Source organism: Lysinibacillus sp. RC79, from assembly GCF_041262405.1.
In the GTDB taxonomy this organism is placed as follows: Bacteria; Bacillota; Bacilli; order Bacillales_A; family Planococcaceae; genus Lysinibacillus.
This window is the reverse complement of record NZ_JBGCCD010000005.1, coordinates 134,592-154,410: the sequence shown is the minus strand read 5'-3', so window position 1 is coordinate 154,410 and position 19,819 is coordinate 134,592. Positions and strand designations below refer to the sequence as shown.

23 protein-coding genes are annotated in these 19,819 nt (G+C 34.3%); 3 read left to right on the top strand and 20 right to left on the bottom strand.

The annotated features are described in order from the left end of the window. Positions 1 to 32: 32 nt before the first annotated feature. The 16 genes from fabZ to ABH968_RS07015 form a co-directional block, all read right to left on the bottom strand. Positions 33 to 458 carry a 3-hydroxyacyl-ACP dehydratase FabZ gene (fabZ, locus tag ABH968_RS07090; RefSeq protein ID WP_370043308.1) on the bottom strand — a complete coding sequence of 142 codons (426 nt, stop codon included), beginning with the start codon at positions 456 to 458 and terminating at the stop codon, positions 33 to 35. A gap of 125 nt (positions 459 to 583) precedes the next feature. Further along, positions 584 to 2,059 (bottom strand): M81 family metallopeptidase, encoded by a 1,476-nt coding sequence (locus ABH968_RS07085; RefSeq protein ID WP_370043307.1) that lies wholly within the window; start codon positions 2,057 to 2,059, stop codon positions 584 to 586. Between the two features lie 93 nt (positions 2,060 to 2,152). Further along, positions 2,153 to 3,343 carry a thiolase family protein gene (locus tag ABH968_RS07080; protein ID WP_370043306.1) on the bottom strand — a complete coding sequence of 397 codons (1,191 nt, stop codon included), beginning with the start codon at positions 3,341 to 3,343 and terminating at the stop codon, positions 2,153 to 2,155. Positions 3,344 to 3,489: 146 nt separating this feature from the next. Then, the gene (locus ABH968_RS07075) at positions 3,490 to 3,810 is read right to left on the bottom strand and encodes a DUF3870 domain-containing protein (RefSeq protein WP_370043305.1); all 321 of its coding nucleotides are present in this window, start codon (positions 3,808 to 3,810) and stop codon (positions 3,490 to 3,492) included. Positions 3,811 to 3,874: 64 nt separating this feature from the next. Continuing rightward, positions 3,875 to 4,516: a 3-oxoacid CoA-transferase subunit B gene (locus ABH968_RS07070; protein WP_370043304.1), complete on the bottom strand. Its 642-nt coding sequence runs from the start codon at positions 4,514 to 4,516 to the stop codon at positions 3,875 to 3,877. After that, positions 4,513 to 5,199 (bottom strand): CoA transferase subunit A, encoded by a 687-nt coding sequence (locus ABH968_RS07065; protein WP_370043303.1) that lies wholly within the window; start codon positions 5,197 to 5,199, stop codon positions 4,513 to 4,515. Before ABH968_RS07065 ends, ABH968_RS07070 begins: the two co-directional genes overlap by 4 nt. Before the next feature lie 22 nt (positions 5,200 to 5,221). After that, positions 5,222 to 5,689: a GNAT family N-acetyltransferase gene (locus tag ABH968_RS07060; protein ID WP_370043302.1), complete on the bottom strand. Its 468-nt coding sequence runs from the start codon at positions 5,687 to 5,689 to the stop codon at positions 5,222 to 5,224. Further along, on the bottom strand, positions 5,667 to 6,926 hold the full coding sequence (locus tag ABH968_RS07055; protein ID WP_370043301.1) for an NAD(P)/FAD-dependent oxidoreductase: 1,260 nt from the start codon (positions 6,924 to 6,926) through the stop codon (positions 5,667 to 5,669). The genes ABH968_RS07060 and ABH968_RS07055 overlap by 23 nt, the downstream gene beginning before the upstream one ends. Position 6,927: 1 nt before the next feature. Further along, on the bottom strand, positions 6,928 to 7,227 hold the full coding sequence (locus ABH968_RS07050) for a (2Fe-2S)-binding protein (protein WP_370043300.1): 300 nt from the start codon (positions 7,225 to 7,227) through the stop codon (positions 6,928 to 6,930). Further along, positions 7,227 to 7,499: a (2Fe-2S)-binding protein gene (locus ABH968_RS07045; RefSeq protein WP_370043299.1), complete on the bottom strand. Its 273-nt coding sequence runs from the start codon at positions 7,497 to 7,499 to the stop codon at positions 7,227 to 7,229. Before ABH968_RS07045 ends, ABH968_RS07050 begins: the two co-directional genes overlap by 1 nt. 2 nt (positions 7,500 to 7,501) lie before the next feature. Further along, positions 7,502 to 8,764 (bottom strand): NAD(P)/FAD-dependent oxidoreductase, encoded by a 1,263-nt coding sequence (locus ABH968_RS07040; RefSeq protein WP_370043298.1) that lies wholly within the window; start codon positions 8,762 to 8,764, stop codon positions 7,502 to 7,504. 4 nt (positions 8,765 to 8,768) lie between these two features. Then, the gene (locus tag ABH968_RS07035) at positions 8,769 to 10,226 is read right to left on the bottom strand and encodes an aldehyde dehydrogenase family protein (RefSeq protein WP_370043425.1); all 1,458 of its coding nucleotides are present in this window, start codon (positions 10,224 to 10,226) and stop codon (positions 8,769 to 8,771) included. Between the two features lie 2 nt (positions 10,227 to 10,228). Next, positions 10,229 to 10,972, bottom strand: a complete 744-nt coding sequence (locus ABH968_RS07030; protein WP_370043424.1) for an amino acid ABC transporter ATP-binding protein — start codon at positions 10,970 to 10,972, stop codon at positions 10,229 to 10,231. Between the two features lie 58 nt (positions 10,973 to 11,030). Further along, entirely contained in the window at positions 11,031 to 11,687 is a 657-nt protein-coding gene (locus tag ABH968_RS07025) for an amino acid ABC transporter permease (protein WP_370043297.1), read from the bottom strand. Positions 11,688 to 11,702: 15 nt separating this feature from the next. Further along, positions 11,703 to 12,485, bottom strand: a complete 783-nt coding sequence (locus ABH968_RS07020) for a transporter substrate-binding domain-containing protein (protein ID WP_370043296.1) — start codon at positions 12,483 to 12,485, stop codon at positions 11,703 to 11,705. Between the two features lie 19 nt (positions 12,486 to 12,504). Beyond that, positions 12,505 to 13,848 carry an aminotransferase family protein gene (locus ABH968_RS07015; RefSeq protein WP_370043295.1) on the bottom strand — a complete coding sequence of 448 codons (1,344 nt, stop codon included), beginning with the start codon at positions 13,846 to 13,848 and terminating at the stop codon, positions 12,505 to 12,507. A gap of 656 nt (positions 13,849 to 14,504) precedes the next feature. Between ABH968_RS07015 and ABH968_RS07010 the strand changes: the two genes are divergently transcribed. After that, a complete protein-coding gene (locus ABH968_RS07010; protein ID WP_370043294.1) occupies positions 14,505 to 15,125 on the top strand; it encodes a LysE family translocator in 621 nt (206 codons plus the stop codon). Positions 15,126 to 15,173: 48 nt separating this feature from the next. On the opposite strand, the gene ABH968_RS07005 is transcribed toward ABH968_RS07010, so the two are convergent. Further along, positions 15,174 to 15,716, bottom strand: coding sequence for a GNAT family N-acetyltransferase (locus tag ABH968_RS07005; RefSeq protein ID WP_370043293.1), 543 nt, complete (start codon positions 15,714 to 15,716; stop codon positions 15,174 to 15,176). A gap of 258 nt (positions 15,717 to 15,974) precedes the next feature. Between ABH968_RS07005 and ABH968_RS06995 the strand changes: the two genes are divergently transcribed. Further along, a complete protein-coding gene (locus tag ABH968_RS06995; protein WP_370043292.1) occupies positions 15,975 to 17,318 on the top strand; it encodes an NAD(P)/FAD-dependent oxidoreductase in 1,344 nt (447 codons plus the stop codon). A gap of 98 nt (positions 17,319 to 17,416) precedes the next feature. On the opposite strand, the gene ABH968_RS06990 is transcribed toward ABH968_RS06995, so the two are convergent. Then, positions 17,417 to 17,590, bottom strand: coding sequence for a hypothetical protein (locus ABH968_RS06990; RefSeq protein WP_370043291.1), 174 nt, complete (start codon positions 17,588 to 17,590; stop codon positions 17,417 to 17,419). Positions 17,591 to 17,764: 174 nt separating this feature from the next. Here ABH968_RS06990 and ABH968_RS06985 point away from each other — a divergent pair, with 174 nt between their 5' ends. Then, complete coding sequence (locus ABH968_RS06985) at positions 17,765 to 18,226, top strand: GNAT family N-acetyltransferase (protein ID WP_370043290.1); 462 nt, start codon at positions 17,765 to 17,767, stop codon at positions 18,224 to 18,226. Positions 18,227 to 18,316: 90 nt separating this feature from the next. Here the strand turns inward: ABH968_RS06985 and ABH968_RS06980 are convergent, their stop codons facing one another. Continuing rightward, positions 18,317 to 18,679 (bottom strand): YkgJ family cysteine cluster protein, encoded by a 363-nt coding sequence (locus ABH968_RS06980; RefSeq protein ID WP_370043289.1) that lies wholly within the window; start codon positions 18,677 to 18,679, stop codon positions 18,317 to 18,319. Positions 18,680 to 18,957: 278 nt separating this feature from the next. After that, entirely contained in the window at positions 18,958 to 19,716 is a 759-nt protein-coding gene (locus ABH968_RS06975; protein ID WP_370043288.1) for an MBL fold metallo-hydrolase, read from the bottom strand. Between the last annotated feature and the right edge of the window lie 103 nt (positions 19,717 to 19,819).

Genomic DNA, 19,819 nt, shown 5'->3' with positions numbered 1-19,819 from the left:
ACACTTGCTGAAAGAAGTTAAATCGGATGGACTTAACTTCCAAATGCAAAAATAAGTTCTGTCTCACAAGCTATTTCTCCATCAACCGTTGCTATTCCACGTCCCTTACCAATGACACCCTTTAAGCGTGTAATTTCCACTTCAAGACGCAGTTGATCACCAGGTTTAACTTGTTTTTTAAAGCGACAATTATCAATACCTGCCAATAATCCAAGTTTCCCTTGATTTCCTTCTTTTGTGAGCATAATAATTGCACTTACTTGAGCTAACGCTTCAACAATTAACACACCTGGCATCACTGGATAATTAGGAAAATGTCCATTAAAAAATTCTTCATTGATCGTTACATTTTTAATGGCTACCGCTCTCTTCCCTTCTTCTAATTCCAATACTCTATCTACTAACAGAAAAGGATAACGATGTCTAATAACTTCTTGTATTTGTTGAATATCTAGCATCAAAAAAACCTCCATAAATATTATTACCTAATTCTATCATTAAATATTAGTAGTTGGTACTATTTTTACGTTTGAATTACAAAATAAAAGCCACATTCCCATGGATGTGACTAATATATTTTGTATTAGTAGTCTTGCTTATTAAGTGGCCAGATAGAAGTAGGTACATTTTTATATGGGAAGTTTCTCAAATAATTTGAGGCTGCTCCTAGTGCATCCACATAAATAATATCTCCCACTATTGGTTCGAATGCTGCTCTAAAATGATTTTTCGCTTTCAGTACAAGTAGTTTTTTATCTTTAGGCTCGATTCCTATATGGCGGAACATCTCTGGGTCATTAGCAGACATTGGAGTACCTATTAATAAGACTTCAACATCCTCACATTTAATATACACGGCATTCTTTAAGTCCATACGATAGTTTTTCTGATAAGGACCAGAATTATTAAACACACCATCTGAAATAGCAATAACATCTGCTATTACGTCAATAGGAAGTCCGTATTGAGGATTAACCTTACCCCCTAATTGTAACTGGACTTTAGATCCTATTCCCGCTTCCTTACATTTTTCGATACTTTCTACATCGTAAATCCCACCTATCAAACAATCTTTAATGTTTAGCGCTAAAACTTCTCTCATTAGTTCTGTTGTATCAGCGCTACCACAACTTAATGGGTTGTCTGAGACATCAACTAGCGCCACTGGCTTATCTCCTAAAAGTTGAAAGGCCTGTGAAATCGCTTCTTTTGTTGTTGGTAGAGTTACTAAGAACTCTTCTTTAACGTCCATATATAAGTTTGTCAGATTTTCAAGTGCTTGCTTTATGATTCCTTCTTCTGTTCCCGTCACAATAATACCTGCTCCCACGTGTGCTACATCAGCATAGGGAAATCCTCCTAATATAGTTATATTGAAAATGCCTTCTTCCGATTCTAATATTTTCGATGTTTCAATCAATTTATGCATTGGTCCTTCGGATGTTCTCATATTAATAGAGGGAGGCATTAAGGAGAGTTTTTTCATGTTAACTTTAAATTGCTGCCCAGAAAGTAATTTAATTAGAGCGTTAGCTGCAATTTCACCAGTTTCATACATATCAATATGTGGGTATGTTTTATAACCAATTACTGCATTAGCTAAATCTAAGTAGCTTTCTTTGATGTTAGCATGCATATCAAGGGTAATAACCATAGGAATATTTCCAACAATATTTCTGATTTTATTCATGTATTGCTCTTCCGGATCTTGTAATCCCTCTACTACCATAGCACCATGTAGAGCTAATAATAGTCCGTCCAATGCCTTTTCTTGCTGAAGTATTGTGAGCATTTGATTTTCAATTTGAGAGTAAGCGCTTGCCGTAACAATACCTGAAGGGATAGCTGCTGCGCAAAGCAATGGTACTATTTCAATATCATTATATCGTTCTAAAACATCAATGAATCCACCTAACTCTGTTTTTGTGTTGCGAAATTCTTGAACTAGCTCTCTACCTTCAAAATACCCATAGTTTTCAAATTGCGGAATTCCAGTTTTATAAGGAACAAAACTATGTGATTCGTGATAAAACATACCAATACCTATTCTTCTCACCATAGCCTAACTCTCCTCCAATATATATGACAAAATTTACGGAAAGTATATTTATAGAATTCATTCTCTAACAAACGAGATTTTCTTATTATTTTTTTACTCAATGCACCTTTCTACAACCATTGCCAATCCTTGTCCACCTGCTATACATATAGCAGCTACGCCATAACGTAACTTGCGCTTTTCTAGAGCGTGAACTAATGTTGTTAAGATTCTAGCACCAGACATACCTAAAGGATGTCCTAATGCAATAGCTCCACCGTTTACATTAAGTTTAGATAATGGAAGAGATAATTGTTTTGCGCAAGCTAATGTTTGAGCAGCAAAAGCTTCATTAATTTCAAATAAATCTATATCACGGATTTTTAATCCAGCCTTTTCTAAAGCCTGTTCAATAGCTGGAACAGGGCCAAGCCCCATTTCTTTTGGGGAAATGCCCACTGACGCAAATGATACAATTTTAGCAAGTGGTTTACATCCAAGTAAATTTGCTTTTTCATCATCCATGAGTAACAACATTGAAGCCCCATCGTTACGTCCAGAGGCATTACCCGCTGTTACGCTACCGTCTTTTTTAAATGCAGGTTGCAATTTAGCTAAAACATCAATATCTGATAGACGTGGATGTTCATCTACAGCAAAATGAATGGTTTTCTTTTTTCCTATTTTGACTTCTATTGAGACAATTTCACTTTCAAAATCACCTTTATCAATAGCTGCTTTTGCTTTTTTCTGACTCTCATAAGCAAAATAATCTTGTTCCTCTCTTGAAATACCGAAATTTTCCGCCAACCATTCTGCTGTTTCTCCCATCGAAAAGGTACCGTAAATCGATTCTGGCTGAGATTTTGCTTGACTTTCAATATTAGAGTCATAAATAGTAAGATTTCCGTTTAATGTTTTAGTTCGGTCTGGGATGAAGTAGAAAGGTGCTTGAGACATGCTTTCTACACCACCAGCGAGTATTACATCAGCTTGTTTAGCCATAATTGCCATTGTAGCATTAAATACAGCTTGCATCCCCGAACCACATTGACGATGTACAGTATATGCAGATAGTGTGTCGGGGAATTTCGCTTTTAATGCTGCGACTCTTGCGATATTCGGAGCATGTGTACTTTGTTTCGTTTGTCCTACAATAATTTCATCTAAAATTTCTTCCCCGTAACCAGCAGAAGATAGATTATTTTGCATAACATGGGCAACTAAATCTTCAGGCAAAGTTTGTGCTAAAGATCCTCCAAGTTTACCTATCGGTGTTCGAAATGCATTCACTATAACTACCATATATATCCTCCTTGCTACTATTGAAAATGTAGTATAAAAATAAAAACCGAACTAACGTATTGTATATATAGTTACATAAAAATACCTATATTTTTCTACGCTTGATCGGTTAAAGGAAACTTCTTTTCTTTTATAACTATCAAATTTCATTCCTTAACATTGTCCCAATAACGTTGTACAGCTGCTTGTAAAGCAACAATTATTGCTTGCTGGCTAGGGGCAAAATAACTTCTCCTTATTTTCTCAATTAAGTCATCTAACCCTCCCGCTAAGCAATATCCTATTAAAAGTCTTCTGAAGAAAGATTGTGTAAGATCTGTAACTACTGTAAATTCCGCTTCTACTATTACATGTCTCTCACTATCTATTTCTAGGACAATCCCTGCATACTTGTAGATTTCATACATTGAAGTCCCTTGAGGTGCTTTGGCATATCCAGTTACAAGCACTGTATTAGCTTCATTCACATACTCGCCTCCTAACAACTATAAATATTACAAAGTACGACCTAATTGTATTTGATTGATATGTTTATACTTGATTTTGCGTAAGTGCAACTTTATACATTGCTTCGGTGTGTTGTTTTACAGTTTCTAGTGTCACGCCCGGCATTAAATCGACTAAATATAGTTCATGATCTTTCACATGAAATACCGCTAAATTTGTAACAATAATATCAACGGACCTTGTTGAAGTTATTGGATATGCACATTCTTTTACAAGCTTACTTTTACCTTCCTTAGAACAGTGGGTCATTGCGACAATAATTTGTTTTGCTCCTGATAACAAATCCATTGCGCCTCCAACACCTAAAATAGTCTTGCCGGGTACAGCCCAATTAGCGATTAATCCTGTTTGATCAACTTGCAATGCGCCTAATATGGCAACGTCGATATGCCCACCACGAATCATCGCAAAAGAATCGGCACTATTAAAAAATGAAGAGCCTTTTTTTTCACCAATAGGTAACTTACCTGCGTTGACTAGGTTGGGGTCAATATTGTCAGGGTCTATATCTGTAACACCTAATAGTCCGTTTTCTGTATGAAAAATAATCGTATCATCTTTAACATATTCTGATACTAATGTAGGAATGCCGATTCCCAAATTTACAACCGCAGGCCCAACTATTTCTTGAGCTACACGACTAGCAATGAGATGTTGTTCCTTCACAGAGTCTTCACCCCTTCTTTCGTCAATATTTTTTTAGCAACTACAATTGAATCAACGAATAGATGAGGGGTAACGATTTCTTCAGCATTTAGAGAACCTACAGGCACAATTTCATCCACTTCTGCAATTACATATTTAGCAGCTGTCGCCATTAGAGGATTAAAATTCCGAGCCGTTTTATAGTATGTTAGATTCCCTAATTCATCTGCCTTGTGAGCACGAATAAATGCAACATCGCCCTTAATAGATTGTTCAAAGATATACGTTTCATCATCTAAGACTCGTTGTTCTTTACCTTCTGCTAATTTTGTTCCAACAGCTGTTTTAGTATAGAAACCACCAATACCTGCACCACCAGCTCTTAATGCCTCAGCCATTGTACCTTGAGGTAAAAGTTGAATAGCTAACTCACCCTTCTGATACTTTTCACCAACATCTCTATTACTTGTGAAGTAAGAACCAATGACTTTCTTAATCTTATTTTGATTTAGAATAAGACCTAATCCTTTACCAGACTCGCCTAAATTATTACTGACAACAGTCAAGTCTCTTACTTCTTTCTCTTTTAAAGCATCTATTAACGTTAGAGGTGCTCCAATTAAACCAAAGCCACCAACTAATAATGTGTTCCCATTTTTTAAATTATCAAGTGCTTCTATGGCCGAACTTTTTATCTTGTTCATTCAATTCACCCCACCCAATAGCTTAAAACTTCTTTTTCATGCAATAACGATGTTCATCTTTACCAAATTCATTTTCGCGTGTTTCAATGATTTCAAAGCCGAACGCTTCATAAAGTTTTATCGCTGCTACATTCTCTGTGTTGACAGTCAATGTTACATATTTAAAGCCTTGTGCTTGTATATAATCAAGAAGCTCTACTAAGAATTTCTTTCCGATACCTTTGCCTTGTTGATCCGAACGAACATAATAACCAAATACGTATGCTTCATCTGGATTATCAAAATTACGCATTAATTCTCCAACTGCGATAGGACGATCATCACCTTCTTCTTTAAACCAAACCATTTTTCCATATCGAGTTAGAGGTACTAGACACTGTTCATCAACGGCACCTACTCCTGGGAAAGCATCTTTTTCAAGTTCCATCATCATATCAATTTCATTAATCTTTAATTTTTTTGGCACTTCAATAAAATATGTTGCTGTCATATTTCTCACTCACTCTCTTTGTTTGATCATATTTATCCCAATGTAATTGCATTTTTTCTCTTCCATTAAAAATATTAGCATGAAATTGGATTGGAGAAGTTTCTCTTACTTTCTTTAGTTGTTCTAAAGATGCTTTAAGCTCATTCGAATTTAGTAATTTATCCATCTTATTTAAAATACTTAGTCCTGCAACATGACCCTGAGCCATGCAAACTTTAGCACCTTCAATTCCTGTAATATTTCCTGCAACAAATACGTTCTTAACGGTTGTTTCCAATCTCTCATTATGAATAGGTACTTTGCCACTTAATCCATCAATATCTGCAAATTCACATTTCAAGACAACCGATAATTCCGTTTGAGGTGTTAGTCCCGCTGAAATACATACTGCGTCTACATTTAACGTTCTTGCTTTACTTGTAAGTTCACCTTCAAATGTTACATTTTGTACTTTCACGGCCTCTACTTCTTGAGCGCCATGAATTTCACTGATGCATTTATTGAGAAATATCGGGATCCCCCACATTTTAATACCTTTAGGTGGATAAAATTTATGTGCTAACTTTCGCCCTACATCACTTTTTATTACATTTGTGCCCATTTTTATAAATGAATTTGGAGCATGATTGCCTACTGAGCTAAAAATCTGCATGACTATATTTGGATTAGAGATTGATTTAGAGAACATGTTTTTAGGAGGTAAATAAATACCTACAACATCTACTCCAGCTAATTTCATAGCTCTAGCGATTGAAATTGAAAGAATATCTGCACCTATAATTGCTACTCTATTTCCTGGCTTAACGAAATATTGATTTGTAAGAACTTGGGCTCCTCCAGCAGTAATCACTTTAGGTAATGTCCAACCTTTGATAGGAAGCCCTTTTTCAATAGCTCCAGTAGCTAACAGTAAATAATCAGCTTCCACGATTGGTAGGATGTCTAACCCATCCACTTTTGAAAGATAAAGCTTATAATTTGCATCAATATTCCATACTTGTGTGCCAAGAATGAAAGTAATATTGTTATAACTTTTTGCTTCGTTGATTAGCCTTTCAGCAATGTCTCTACCAATCCACCAATTACCGTTATTCTCTTCATGTAACTGTCCTAAAAGTTTACCTCCTAGCATATTATTTTCTTCTATAACAACTACAGAAACCTTTCTTTTTGCTAGTGTAATTGCTGCTTGTAAACCTGCTGGTCCTCCACCAACAATAGCTACATCGTATTTCATACTATTCAATCCCCCTATCAGTCGAGAATACTTCTAACCCTTCAACTATAGGTACGTTACATGCTCGAACCATTCCTTGGTTTTTAATATATACGCGACAGTCAAAACAGTTCCCAATACCGCAAAATAAACTGCGTCCCATATTATTTTTCTCCGTATGTCTCAAGGTTGTTACATTATTCGCCCATAGTGCAGTTGCTATTGAATCGCCATCAAGACCAGTGTATTTGTGTTCGTTAAAATAAAAAGTTATCTGTTTTTTATGTGAAATAGTTACAATAGGATGATGTTGAATTCGCATTATTCATTGTCCTCCCTCACTGCAAGTTGACATAGTGAAACAGGGCGCACAGGGACATGTACTGTTAAGCTAGAAGGCTGTAACATACCTTTTGGAATTTGATCAGACATATAATCATCGATTAATGTGCGACAAATTCTTCCTTGGCACATTCCCATACCTAGACGTGTCGCCATTTTTATTTCTTGAGATGTTATTAAGCCGTTTGCTTTCGCTACTTCAATATCTTCTAAACTAACTTCCTCACAGCGACAAATAATAACGTCTTTCATATTTAATCACCTGTTTCTTTTACTTTTTCAAAACGAGCTACACTTAATTTTTTTAGCATTTCTTTTATCACATCGTTCAGCTCGATATGATGTATATGGTCATATAAATACGAGCTCATTAGCTTGCCCATTACTGTCGATATACCAAAACCATGGCCATTATAACCAGCTGATACAAAACCATTTTCAAGTGTCTTTAATTTACCCATTATAGGTGTGAAATCTGGCGTTAACTCTACTGTTCCGGCAAATGTGCGTAGTAGTTTTTTATTTTTTAATTTTGGAAATAACTCTAAAAAACGTCCTGATTGTAGTTGGATGGCTTCCATTGTATTGTTTAATTCATACCCGTCTATTTCCCAAGGGCCACCTCCCCCAAAGAGTATATTCCCAGCATGTGTTTGTCTTAAGTAGATTCCGTTCCCTGTAAAGAAAGGTTTAATAATATTTTGACGAACAATTTCTGTTGCAAACAATTGGGAGCGTCGAGGCCTGATTGGAATATGCTCACTCAGTTCTTTACAGATTTTTTGAGTCCAAGGACCAGTTGAGATGATGAAATAATCTGCCGTTAAGCTGCCTTTTGGAGTTTGTACCGTTACGATTCTATTTTTTTCTGTAATGATTTTTTCAACATGACAATGATTATAAAGTTTAGCTCCACCTTGCTTTAAAGATTTTATTAAACTTTGAGAAGTTGTGAATGGATAAGCTGACCCATCGTCATGGCTAAAGATACCTAATGAAATATCATCACTTAAAAATGGAACATACTTTTTCATTGATCTATTGTCTAACATTTCCACATGTATTCCCGCTTGGACATATAGCTCATAAGATTTTCTTAATAGATTTGCTTCGATCTCATTTCGAGCCACCATCAAATGTCCATTTTTTTTGAAGTGAGTTTCAATACCTTTTTCACTTAACTCACTCCATATTTTCAATGCATTTAAAGAATATGGAATTTCTGATAACTCTCGTCCTAATGTCATAATTGCTCCGCCATTTCTACCGGAGGCAGCAGCAGCAAATGATTTTGCTTCGACTATACTTACTTCAAAACCAATTTCTTGTAAAAAGTAACCTGTTAACAGGCCGATTATTCCACCACCAATAATAAGAACACTTTTTTTCTCAGATAATGAACGCTCTTCATTTAAGTATTGTTCTAATGCATTTATTTCTAGCTTTGCTCGATGAACATCTTCGATCGTTTCTTTTTCAATGTCGAGAGCTAACATCGTTAATAAATTTTCGGACATAGCATTATCCTCCATAGCTAATATAGACTGATTTCCATTCTGTCATGAAATCTAACGTGTGATGTGAAACTTCACGTTGCCCATTTCCAGACATTTTTAATCCACCGAATGGGACACCTAGCTCTGCATTTGCTGTGCCAGCATTGATATACACTAGTCCGGTAGATATATCGTTTTGTGCTTGCATAGCTATTGATAAATCATTAGTAAAGACAGCTGTTGAAAGTCCATATTTCGTATCATTGTTCCAAGTGATAACTTGCTCATAATGATCAAAGGTGATAATTGAAAGTACTGGACCAAAGACTTCCTCTTGTGCGATTTCAAAAGTAGTCTCAATGTCGTCTAAGATTGTTGGGGCGTAGTAATATCCTTCATCTTCCATAAGAGTGTGTCCCCCAATTACTAGTTTCGCTCCCTCTTCAATGGCTTTTTGTACAGCGCCATCGATTTGTCTTAAACTTGTTTCATTAATAATCGGACCGACCTGTGTACTATCTTTTAATCCATTTCCGATAATCAATTTGCTAGTCGCTTGGATTAATTTTTCTAGAAAAAGATCTTTAATACTTTCATATATAAAAACTCTTCTTGTCGCTGTACAGCGTTGACCGCTTGTACCATAACCTGAGGCTACAATCTGTGAAACTGCTAAATCTATATCAGCATCTTTCATTACAATGGCAGCATTAAGACCACCTAATTCAAGTGTGACACGCTTTAATTGTTTTGCAGCTTCTTGTGCAATTTTAATCCCTACATTCGTAGAACCTGTGAAAGTCAGTAAGGGTACATCTTTATGACTAACAATATACTCTCCAACCTCTGGCGAACTTGATGTTACCAAGTTTAATATACCTGGCGGTAAACCACTTTCAACCATATAAGAAGTAAATTGTGTCGCTGTACAGTTTACTTCTGGGGAAGGTTTCCATACTACAGTGTTCCCTGCAATAAATGCTGAGAATATCTTATATGCAGCAAGTGAAATTGGATAATTCCATGGTGTGATACAGCCAATAACTCCTATAGATGTACGTACAGTATGGATATGACGGCCTTGGACCATCGATGGTATGACTTCTCCCATCGCTTTTTTACCTTCTCCGCTGAAGTATATTGCGGTTTGAATGGCTACTTCTACTTCACCTAATGCTTCTTGTAAAGGTTTGCCCATTTCTTTAGTTATTAATTCGGCTAACGAATTTTTACGTTCTGATAACATAGTTGCAATATTTTTTAATACTTGAGCCCGTTGTACAGCGGTAAATTTACTCCATTGTAAATAAGCTTGATTAGCACTATTAATTGCAGCTTCTGTATGATTAATTGTTCCTTCAGAAAAGTATCCAATAATTTCTTCTTTCGTCGCTGGATTGAAAGAAGGAGTTACATTATCAGTTTTGTGCCACTCACCATTAATTAAGATAGTTGCAGATTGTTCATTTTTCATAGTTTGCATTGTCAATTCACAACCTCTTCTAAATTATTTTTAATACCTAAAAAGGATGCTAGTTTTGAACTTTCTGGATTAGTTAGAACTTGTTTAGGACAACCTTGTTCCTCAATTTTTCCATTAACCATAAATACAACTCTATCTGCCACGTCACGCGCAAAGTTCATTTCATGTGTGACCACAACCATTGTCATACCTTCGCTGGCAACTTGTTTCATCACGTTTAATACTTCTCCGACTAATTCAGGATCAAGAGCAGATGTTGGTTCATCGAATAGCATGAGCTTTGGTTTCATCGCTAATGCCCGTGCAATAGCTACACGTTGCTGTTGACCCCCAGACAGTTTTTTAGGATAATAATCTTTCTTATCCAAAAGGCCGACTTTTCCTAGTAGCTCTATTGCCTCTTTTTCAACTTCATGTTTGTTTCTCTTTAAAACATGTAAAGGAGCTACCCTGATATTCTCCAAAACAGTCATATGAGGGAATAAATTGAATTGTTGAAAGACCATTCCTACTTCCCGTTTAATATGTGCAATATTCGTTTTGACTTCATTTAGATGAATGTTATCTACGGTTATATTGCCGCTCGTAATTTTTTCTAAATGATTAATACATCTTAGAAGTGTACTTTTCCCTGAACCACTTGAGCCAATTAGAGAAACAACTTCACCTTTTTTAATGGTTAAATCAATCCCTTTTAATACTTCTAAATCTCCAAAATATTTATGCACGTCCACCATCTGAATCATGACCTCTTGTAATTCTGTATTCAAATGATTATCTATATTTTTCATTAGGTATCCTCCTCTACAGTTCACTTATAGACATTCTTCTTTCCACTCGATTTAAAATAAATGTAAAGAATGTTGTCATAATTAGATAGAATCCCGCTGCAACTAGATAAAATTCAATAAATGCATAATTAGAAGCTGCGTAGCGTTGCGATACCATTAATAACTCAGAAACAGTCACTAGAGAGGCTAAGGAAGAGTCTTTAAGCATCATAATGGCTTGATTTCCCAATGATGGTAAAGAAATGCGTAACGCTTGAGGCAAAATAACTTTTCTCATTTGTAAAAAATAACTCATACCTAATGATTCAGCCGCTTCAATTTGACCTTTAGATATTGACATAATGCCACCGCGGTAAATTTCGGCAATATATGCAGCAGAATTAATACCCAGCGCCATTACAGCTGCAACCATAGGTGATAGCTCAATACCAACTTGAGGTAAACCATAATAAATAAGAAATAGTTGTACGAGCATGGGGGTACCTCTAATAATCCATAAATAAAAGTCAGCGATTAAACTAATAATCTTTACTTTTGAAATTTTCATTAAAGCAACGAAGAGCCCTAAAATTAATCCGAAAATTGTAGAATAAAGTGTTAACTCTAACGTTATCCACGAGGCTTTCACCATGAAGGGTAAATAATCTGTTACTAAGCTGAAATCCAACATATAGTACCTCCCCCTCTATTTATAAACACTTCTACCAAACCATTTTTTACTAATTTCATCATAGGTACCGTCTTTCACCATGTCTTTAATATGTTTATTAATTTCATTGACTAAGCCCTCTTGGTTTTTGTTAACTGTAATGCCTGCTGTTTCATCGTATAGTACGTTCCCTACTGGAATAGCATCGTAACCGTTTTCAAGAATGATATTGCCACCTACTGCTTTATCAGTAATTGTTCCATCAATACGACCATTCATCATATCTTGGAAAGAGAGTAAATCAGACTTGTACAATACGGGTTCTCCACCAAGTCTAATTACTTCATCTGTAAAAGTAGTTCCTGTAGTAACACCAATTTTTTTCCCTTTTACATCAGTTTCTACATTTTTAATATTTGAATTTGACTTCGTGAAAAGTTGTGCTCCTGTATAATAATATGGTTCAGTGAAATCGACTTTCTTTTTTCGATCCTCTGTAATCGCCATACTTGAAATGATAATTTCATATTTTTTAGAAAGTAGTCCTCCAATAATTGAATCCCATGGTGTAGCAACGAATTCGACATTTAACCCCATACGCTTGCCAATTTCATTTGTAATGTCTACATCAAATCCTTCTAATTCATTTTTTGAATTATAGAAGTTGAATGGTGGATATGCTCCTTCAATACCAACTTTTATTACACCGTCTTTTTTAATCTTTTCTAAAGCGTCTTTTACATTAGAATTATCACTTGAGCCACATGCTGATAAAACAGCAACAATAATTAAAATAAAAATACATAAATATTTTTTCAAAATAAAGCCTCCCCTCAATTTATATATTTTTTTCCATTTCATATAATGTTTCTTCAAATATAATCATAAGCTGCTCGACATCAGCTGTTGTAATATTTAGTGGAGGCGCAATTAATATATGCTCTCCTTTAGTACCATCTACTCCACCACTACCTGGATAAAATACAACACCTTTCTTCATAGCAAGTGAGTTGAATTTTGCTGAAAACGACACTTCTTTTTCAAAATATTTTATCTCATCTGTATTTTCTAAAAATTCAACACCTATTAATAAGCCTTTCCCTCTTATACTTCCGATTGTTTTACTATTTTTTTTGATGTCATTTAATCTCTTATAAATAAGCGAACTTTGATTCTTTACATTCTCTTTAATGTTTTGATTTTCATACTCTGTAATAGCACTATATCCAGCAGCTAAGCAAACAGGATGACCACTGTATGTAAAGCCATGCAAAAACTTACCGTCGCTATATTTTTTTAATTGTTTTATTAAATTTTCATGAACAATCATTCCAGCTAATGGCGCATAACCCGCTGTAACTCCTTTACCGAACGTAATAATATCTGGTACTACATCTTTTTCATGCAGAATGGCAAAACTCTCACCAGTACGGTAAAAGCCAGTCATCACTTCATCTACAATCATATAAATATCAAATTCACTACAAATATTACGTATTCCTTTTAAATAGATACTTGTAGGTACCATAGCACCTTGTTGACTTCCTACAATTGGTTCTACAATAATTGCTGATATACTTTCTGCTCCTACCTCGTTTACAACTCGTCGTAACTGATTTAAGCATCTTTCATCTTCTTTTATCTTATCTCCTTCAGAAAAGTGAGGTGGATAATATGGAGCATCGATATGTTCGGTCTTATTAAGGAGAGGCGTATATGGGTAACGTCGTTGAACATCTCCACCAACAGAGAGTGATCCTATAGTATTACCATGATAGGATTGCCATCTACCAATACTAATAAATTTTGTCGCTTTACCTCTATCTCGATTAATTTGTCTACAAAGTTTTATGGCAGATTCATTTGCCTCAGACCCACCTGAACAGAAAAATACTGATTCCATTTTGTTTGGAGCTAATTCTATAATTTTTTGTGAAGTTAAGTGGAGAAGGTTTGTCTCAAACCTCATTGAATGTACAAAACCAATTTTCATAGCTTGTTCATACATAGCTTTGGCAATATTTTCGTTGCTGTGCCCCAAATTAGCAGCTACTGCACCTGAGCTTCCATCAATGTAGGACTCACCATCTTCGGTAAATAAATGAGAACCCTCACCATGTGTAATTATGGGGTAATTTGTATTAAAATCTCGATGGAAAACAAAATCATTTATTTTTACCATATCTCACACCATCCTTTTTTTCTGAATATTGTAATAATTTTAAAGAAAAAAAATCAAGCAGAAGAGAAAAAAGTAATTTAGACATTACTTTTTTTAACTTTGCTTGATTTTATTGAGACCATGATTAGGGGATACCTTATCACTTCAATATAACCGCAATAATTAAATTTTAATAAAAACCATTTTTCGAGCTAATTTGAATCATAAAGTACAAAAAAACGTTTCTCTAAATTTAAATCAATTATTAATGTCTGTCAATATACTTTATGTTATTAACTATGTATGTATGAATATACGGGTATATATAATAGATTCATTCCCATACTTTACTAAGGTTGGTGTTGTTCAGCATCGGTATTAGATTGTATACGAAGAAGAATACCGGTTATAAATTTAGCCTTAAAATAAACAGTGAATTTCGTTTTTTGGCACTAGATAACGAAATAGCAACACAAAATCCTTTCACTATAATTCAATAATAACAACATTATACAAATATCATCAAATTGTTTTCTGATTTTTATAAATAATCCCTTTCAGCATTTCATTATCGACAGGCATATAGAAGATAGAATATAATATTTCTTGCATTCATTAAGTCAATTTTATTATTCTCATTACTGAATGTTTAGTTTATTAGAATAGGATGGGTAAACATGTTATCTTTTATTGTAATAGTTCTTCTTTTATTTTTAATTCCGGGTCCTGCTGTTATCATTACCATTACGCAAACGCTGAAAGGTGGTAAAAAAAACGGTATTTTCACTGCATTAGGCATTGGCCTTGGCGACTTAGTTCATACGTCAGCAGCTGTATTAGGTTTATCAGCAATTTTAATGAAATCTGCCACTGCGTTTGAAGTAGTGAAATATATTGGTGTTGCATATCTTGTTTATTTAGGTATTCAAATGCTACTAACAAAACCGCAAAAAATAGAAAAACCAAATGTAGAACAAAGTCCGGCAAGTACCTCGTTCCGACAAGGTTTTTTAGCAGAAATTTTAAATCCAAAAACAGCATTATTTTTCTTAGCGTTTTTACCACAGTTTGTTCAACATAATGGCCAATCTATCACTGTACAATTATTGATTTTAGGAATTACTTTTGTTGTGATGAGCGCTTTGTATACTATTTTGTTAGCTATTATTACAAGCTTTATTGGTGAAAAAATCTTTACGAAAACATCAGGCAATGGTTCACGTTGGCTTGAAAAGGCTGTCGGTTTCGTTTATATAGGGCTAGGCGTTAAATTAGCACTTCAAACTCAAAGTAGATAATAGTTTCTAGGGAGAACACGATAAAATCGTGCTCTCCTTTTTTTCAATTTATATTTCAAGAACAAGTCCCATTTCAACTCTTACTTCCCTTTTTTCAATATCTTTATTTGAGTAACTTAATAGGTCACAGCCAATAAGGTGAAATCCATGATTTCTATAAAATTGTATAGCAGGATAATTAGAAGTTTGTGTTTCTAAAACGATCGCCCTGACTCCTATTTCTGCTGCTCGCTTTTTGACCAAAGCCATGAATTTACTCCCAATTCCTTTATGTTGATGAGATTGATCAATATGAATATCATTAATTCTTAAAACATTATGCCACTTCTCATGGCTAAAGCTAACAATTCCTGCTTCTTCTCCATTTAACTCTGCAATATAACATTCAATATCCTCAATATGATCTTCGAAAATTTCTACTTCTAAATATTTGTGAAACGGGGTGTCGAGATATTTTAACGTAAAATCAATTGCCCAGCCATCTTCTCGTTTTTTATAGGAAACATCATAATAGTTGTCGGAGCTGTATTGATAGATAATTTTTTTACCGTTAGGAAAGTGTTCTTTATATACCCTTTTTATTTGCAACAACTTTAATCACCCTTTCTTTAAAATGGTTCTTTAGTTAATCTTATTGCACATGGATATAACTGTAAACAAATTAGAAGATTTACAACTTGAATTAGCTGATTATATTCACAACCACATTCGGATTCTTGTAACACTTGAATACATGAGTTCTATTCAGTATAAACTTGTACACCTTAAAAAAGCTATTTAGTTTTGTGTAGACAATCCACGTATTATAAAATACTCTTATTACTTATTAATTAAAGAAGGTGTAAATGGATGTATGATATTACAGTTATCGGTTCAGGTGTAAGTAGTGTTTTTTTAGCATATACCTTATCTCAAAGTAATAAAAAGATATTAATTCTTGAAAAAGGAAAATCTCTAGAGGAGAGAAATAATTGTCCTATAGATCGAGGCGAAACATGCAATTGTAATATTTGCGAGAAATATTTTGGTTTTGCTGGTTTGGGTAAATCAGAAGGAAAGTTTAATTATACAAGTGATTTTGGCGGCGAATTAGCGCAAAAAGTAGGTAGAGAGAATCTTCTACAATTAATGGATGAAGTTGACGAAATTTTATGCCGTTTCGGTGGAGACTCGGTTATAAAATATTCCACAGCTAATACAGAACTCTCAAAAAGAGCCCAATTATGTAACTTACAGATGTTAACTACTGAGGTGAGGCACCTAGGTACGTCACTTTCAACGGAAATTTTCCAAAAAATTTATAAAGTTTTATCAAGCAAGATAGCTATTCAATTTGAGGTGGATGTGCAAGATATAATAAAAGATAATAATTCTTTTACTTTAATTACAAATAAAGGTAATATCCAATCTCAGAAAGTAGTGTTTGCAACAGGTCGATCTGGAACAGATTGGTTAAAAAAACAATGTTCTAGTCTTGGAGTTAAGCAAGGCAGAACTCGTTTAGATTTGGGTATTAGAGTTGAAATGGCAGAGCAACAGCTACGTTTAATTTTGGAAGATACCTTTGAAACAAAACTTGCTTATGCACATGAAGATATCATTTCAAGTACTTATTGCATGAATCCTAAAGGAAGAATCATTCGTAAATATCAAGAAGGTTTAGTCATGCCAGATGGTCAAAACTTTCGAGAGCAAAAGAATGGAACTTCTAATTTGAATTTTACTTTGTTCACTCCAACGTATTTTTCTACTCTTAAAGAAGCAAATACGTATGCACATAAGGTTATCGGTGAAATAAATAAAGGGACAGATCGTATTGTAGTACAACGTTTTGGAGATTTAAGGGAGGGACAGTCTACAACAAAAGAAAATATGTACAATAATCGAATTCAGCCTTCGTTAGAAGCTGAATTTGGGGACTTAACTAAAGAAATTCCTAAACTATATATTCAAATCTTGCAGGGATTTTTAAATCATTTGGAAAAATTTATTGGTGAAGCAATTGATGACGATACATTACTTTATGGTATGGACGGAAAGTTTTATTCGCCATCAATAGAAACTGACGGACATTTCCAAACAAATATTCAAGGATTATATGTAATCGGAGATTGTTCAGGAGTTACACATTCATTATCACAAGCAGCAGCTAGTGGTATTTTCGTAGGTAAATATTTAGCTAACAATTGTTAGTTTTAAGAAATTAATTACTTTATTGCAAAATCGCAAAAAATTTTTATGTACATGCTTATAGACCAAAAAGTCTATAAGCTTGATGTTGCCTATTTTATTTATTGTTTTGGTGTATTTGCGGTTAGTGGATTACTATTTGCTACTAATTGTACTGGTGTCGTTCCTTGCTGAGCAGACTGTGTCATTTGTTGTGCATTATTTGTTAGCCCAAAGCGTTTCAGTACACCAAAAATAGCCGCGCCGCCTATAATCCCCAATGCTAAAAATCTCACTGATGAAAGCCTCCATTCTCATATTGAATTTTTTAAAACAGCTTTAGTATTGGAAATCCTATGCGGTTTATACTATGTTAGCTATATGTGTTTTTTATTAAATTTACATATTATTTGTAAAAATTGCAGAATATAGTAAAATAAAATGGTATGAAATTCGAATGGAGGTAGAACATGAATTTTAAAGTTGCAACATTAGAAGAAATCCCGCAAATAGAAATACTATATGAAGAACTTTTTTTAGAGATGTCAAAGCTACAACCTAAATACATAGCACCTGCAAAACAGGATGTGGAGTTTCTTCAAAACATAATTTCGGAAGAAAAATCAGACATTTTTGTTGCTGAAATAGATAATAGTATCGTCGGCTTTTTACTAATTCAAGAGTTAGCTACTCCTCTATATTCTTGTATCGTACAGCATAATTATGCATATATTATGGATGTAATTGTTGGAGGTCAACACCAAAATAAAGGAATTGGATCAGCATTGTTACAAGAGGCAAAAAAATGGGCAGAAGAACGTAAATTAGATTACCTGGAGTTAAGTGTATTAGCTGAAAATATTGGCGCTATCAACTTGTATGACAAACATGGATTTAATGAAACGAGCCGTACTATGCGCTTAGAATTTTAAAAGTAAGTACGATATTAGAGCCTGCATTAAAATTAAAGCAGGCTCTTTTATATTAGGTCGACTGTTAACATTTCTCCTGTTTATGTTAACTTACAACCTCCCAACTCCAATAAAATCATTCCACGTAAAACCAATACTTAAAATACCTATTGAAAGCTCGCTAGCTATATAGTTTTTTCCAAATGCTACTTTTGATTTACGGAAACACACAAGATTATTATAATAACCGAAAGCTCGGCAAATAGACGGACGTACCGAATGAATTCCACACCGGTCATTTATTTCGTCATAAAAAATACAGGTTCCATAAAAACGTTGTTGATTTTTTAAATCGAGGCGCATTTTTTTAGGCGTTGCTGTGATTTTCTTTTTTATTTTCTTTAACTCTTGTTCTGTAATTGGAACAGGCCCACAACACATTCCTCTGCAACCTTTACAAGGCAAATCTTCCATAAACAATCATCTCCCAGAAAAAGCAAGTGTTAAAATTCCTTCATAATTTGGATTCTCTAGTTCAGTAGCTCAATTGATGCAAAAAAAATAGAACTCTCCTGGCCAGGAGAATCCTATTTTATACTTTAAATTAACAAATGTAAATTATAGCATAAATAAAATATTTTGTCAATTGAAACGCCCTTACAAAATCACTATTGTATAAATGACTTCTAGCATCATTACTAGTGTATATATTTGTATTAATTGTTTAAACTATGATATTGTCATTGCTTTATTTAAAATGTGTACTCTTCACCATCTTCCGGCACGAATACATGAGCAGCAAGTCCTCTTTCATTGATAAAGCCTCTTAAATCATTTCTTGATAATGTCCAATGATTGACAGCTTCCATATGACTCACGATCATTTTTGCGTTTGGAGCAGCTTTGTATACTTCATAAATATCATCTTTCCCCATTATGAGAGAGCCTCCTTCTAAAAATTGATTGTCTCCCCCATTAACGATAATAATTTCTGGTTGATTTTTTTCAAGAACTTCTTGAACTCCGTCATACCATACAGTATCGCCAGCGATGTATAATTTTTTCTCATTTGGATGGATAAAGACAACCCCACACACTTGACCAGTCAATTTTAAAATTTCTCCTCTGCCGTGTTCACCTTTTGTTTTGATTAATTGAATACCTTCAAAAACAGTATCTTCTTGTAAAATTTCCACATTGAAAAAACCAGCGTTTTTAACTTCTTTAGCATCCTCTTCATTTTGAACAAACATTTTAAGATCTTTCGGTATTACTTCTTTAGCCACTGCGTCAAAATGATCTAAATGTAAATGAGTAACGATTACAGCATCGACATTAATGAGATTGTCAATGGATGTCGGTAATTGAACTAATGGGTTATTTTGATCCTGTCTCAAAGAATTTGGATAAGGAGGGTAAGTACCTTTATTTGCTAAAAGTGGGTCAATCAAAAATCTTTTCCCTGCATATTCGAGTACTAAAGTGGCATTGCGAATTTGTTGGATTTTCATATTTATAACTCCTTTTCTTTGAATTACATTTAGTTTATACTATGTCCAAATAGTAATTACATAGATAAAATCAAGTCTTTTAGTGATTTGACTTGAATAGTGA

Coding starts and splice junctions, on each gene's coding strand:
- fabZ (WP_370043308.1), bottom strand. CDS start 458: ATGCTAGATATTCAACAAATACAAGAAGTTATTAGACATCGTTATCCT.
- ABH968_RS07085 (WP_370043307.1), bottom strand. CDS start 2,059: ATGGTGAGAAGAATAGGTATTGGTATGTTTTATCACGAATCACATAGT.
- ABH968_RS07080 (WP_370043306.1), bottom strand. CDS start 3,343: ATGGTAGTTATAGTGAATGCATTTCGAACACCGATAGGTAAACTTGGA.
- ABH968_RS07065 (WP_370043303.1), bottom strand. CDS start 5,199: ATGAACAAGATAAAAAGTTCGGCCATAGAAGCACTTGATAATTTAAAA.
- ABH968_RS07060 (WP_370043302.1), bottom strand. CDS start 5,689: ATGACAGCAACATATTTTATTGAAGTGCCAAAAAAATTAAAGATTAAT.
- ABH968_RS07055 (WP_370043301.1), bottom strand. CDS start 6,926: ATGAAATACGATGTAGCTATTGTTGGTGGAGGACCAGCAGGTTTACAA.
- ABH968_RS07050 (WP_370043300.1), bottom strand. CDS start 7,227: ATGCGAATTCAACATCATCCTATTGTAACTATTTCACATAAAAAACAG.
- ABH968_RS07045 (WP_370043299.1), bottom strand. CDS start 7,499: ATGAAAGACGTTATTATTTGTCGCTGTGAGGAAGTTAGTTTAGAAGAT.
- ABH968_RS07040 (WP_370043298.1), bottom strand. CDS start 8,764: ATGTCCGAAAATTTATTAACGATGTTAGCTCTCGACATTGAAAAAGAA.
- ABH968_RS07035 (WP_370043425.1), bottom strand. CDS start 10,226: ATGCAAACTATGAAAAATGAACAATCTGCAACTATCTTAATTAATGGT.
- ABH968_RS07030 (WP_370043424.1), bottom strand. CDS start 10,972: ATGATTCAGATGGTGGACGTGCATAAATATTTTGGAGATTTAGAAGTA.
- ABH968_RS07025 (WP_370043297.1), bottom strand. CDS start 11,687: ATGTTGGATTTCAGCTTAGTAACAGATTATTTACCCTTCATGGTGAAA.
- ABH968_RS07015 (WP_370043295.1), bottom strand. CDS start 13,848: ATGGTAAAAATAAATGATTTTGTTTTCCATCGAGATTTTAATACAAAT.
- ABH968_RS07010 (WP_370043294.1), top strand. CDS start 14,505: ATGTTATCTTTTATTGTAATAGTTCTTCTTTTATTTTTAATTCCGGGT.
- ABH968_RS06995 (WP_370043292.1), top strand. CDS start 15,975: ATGTATGATATTACAGTTATCGGTTCAGGTGTAAGTAGTGTTTTTTTA.
- ABH968_RS06985 (WP_370043290.1), top strand. CDS start 17,765: ATGAATTTTAAAGTTGCAACATTAGAAGAAATCCCGCAAATAGAAATA.
- ABH968_RS06980 (WP_370043289.1), bottom strand. CDS start 18,679: ATGGAAGATTTGCCTTGTAAAGGTTGCAGAGGAATGTGTTGTGGGCCT.
- ABH968_RS06975 (WP_370043288.1), bottom strand. CDS start 19,716: ATGAAAATCCAACAAATTCGCAATGCCACTTTAGTACTCGAATATGCA.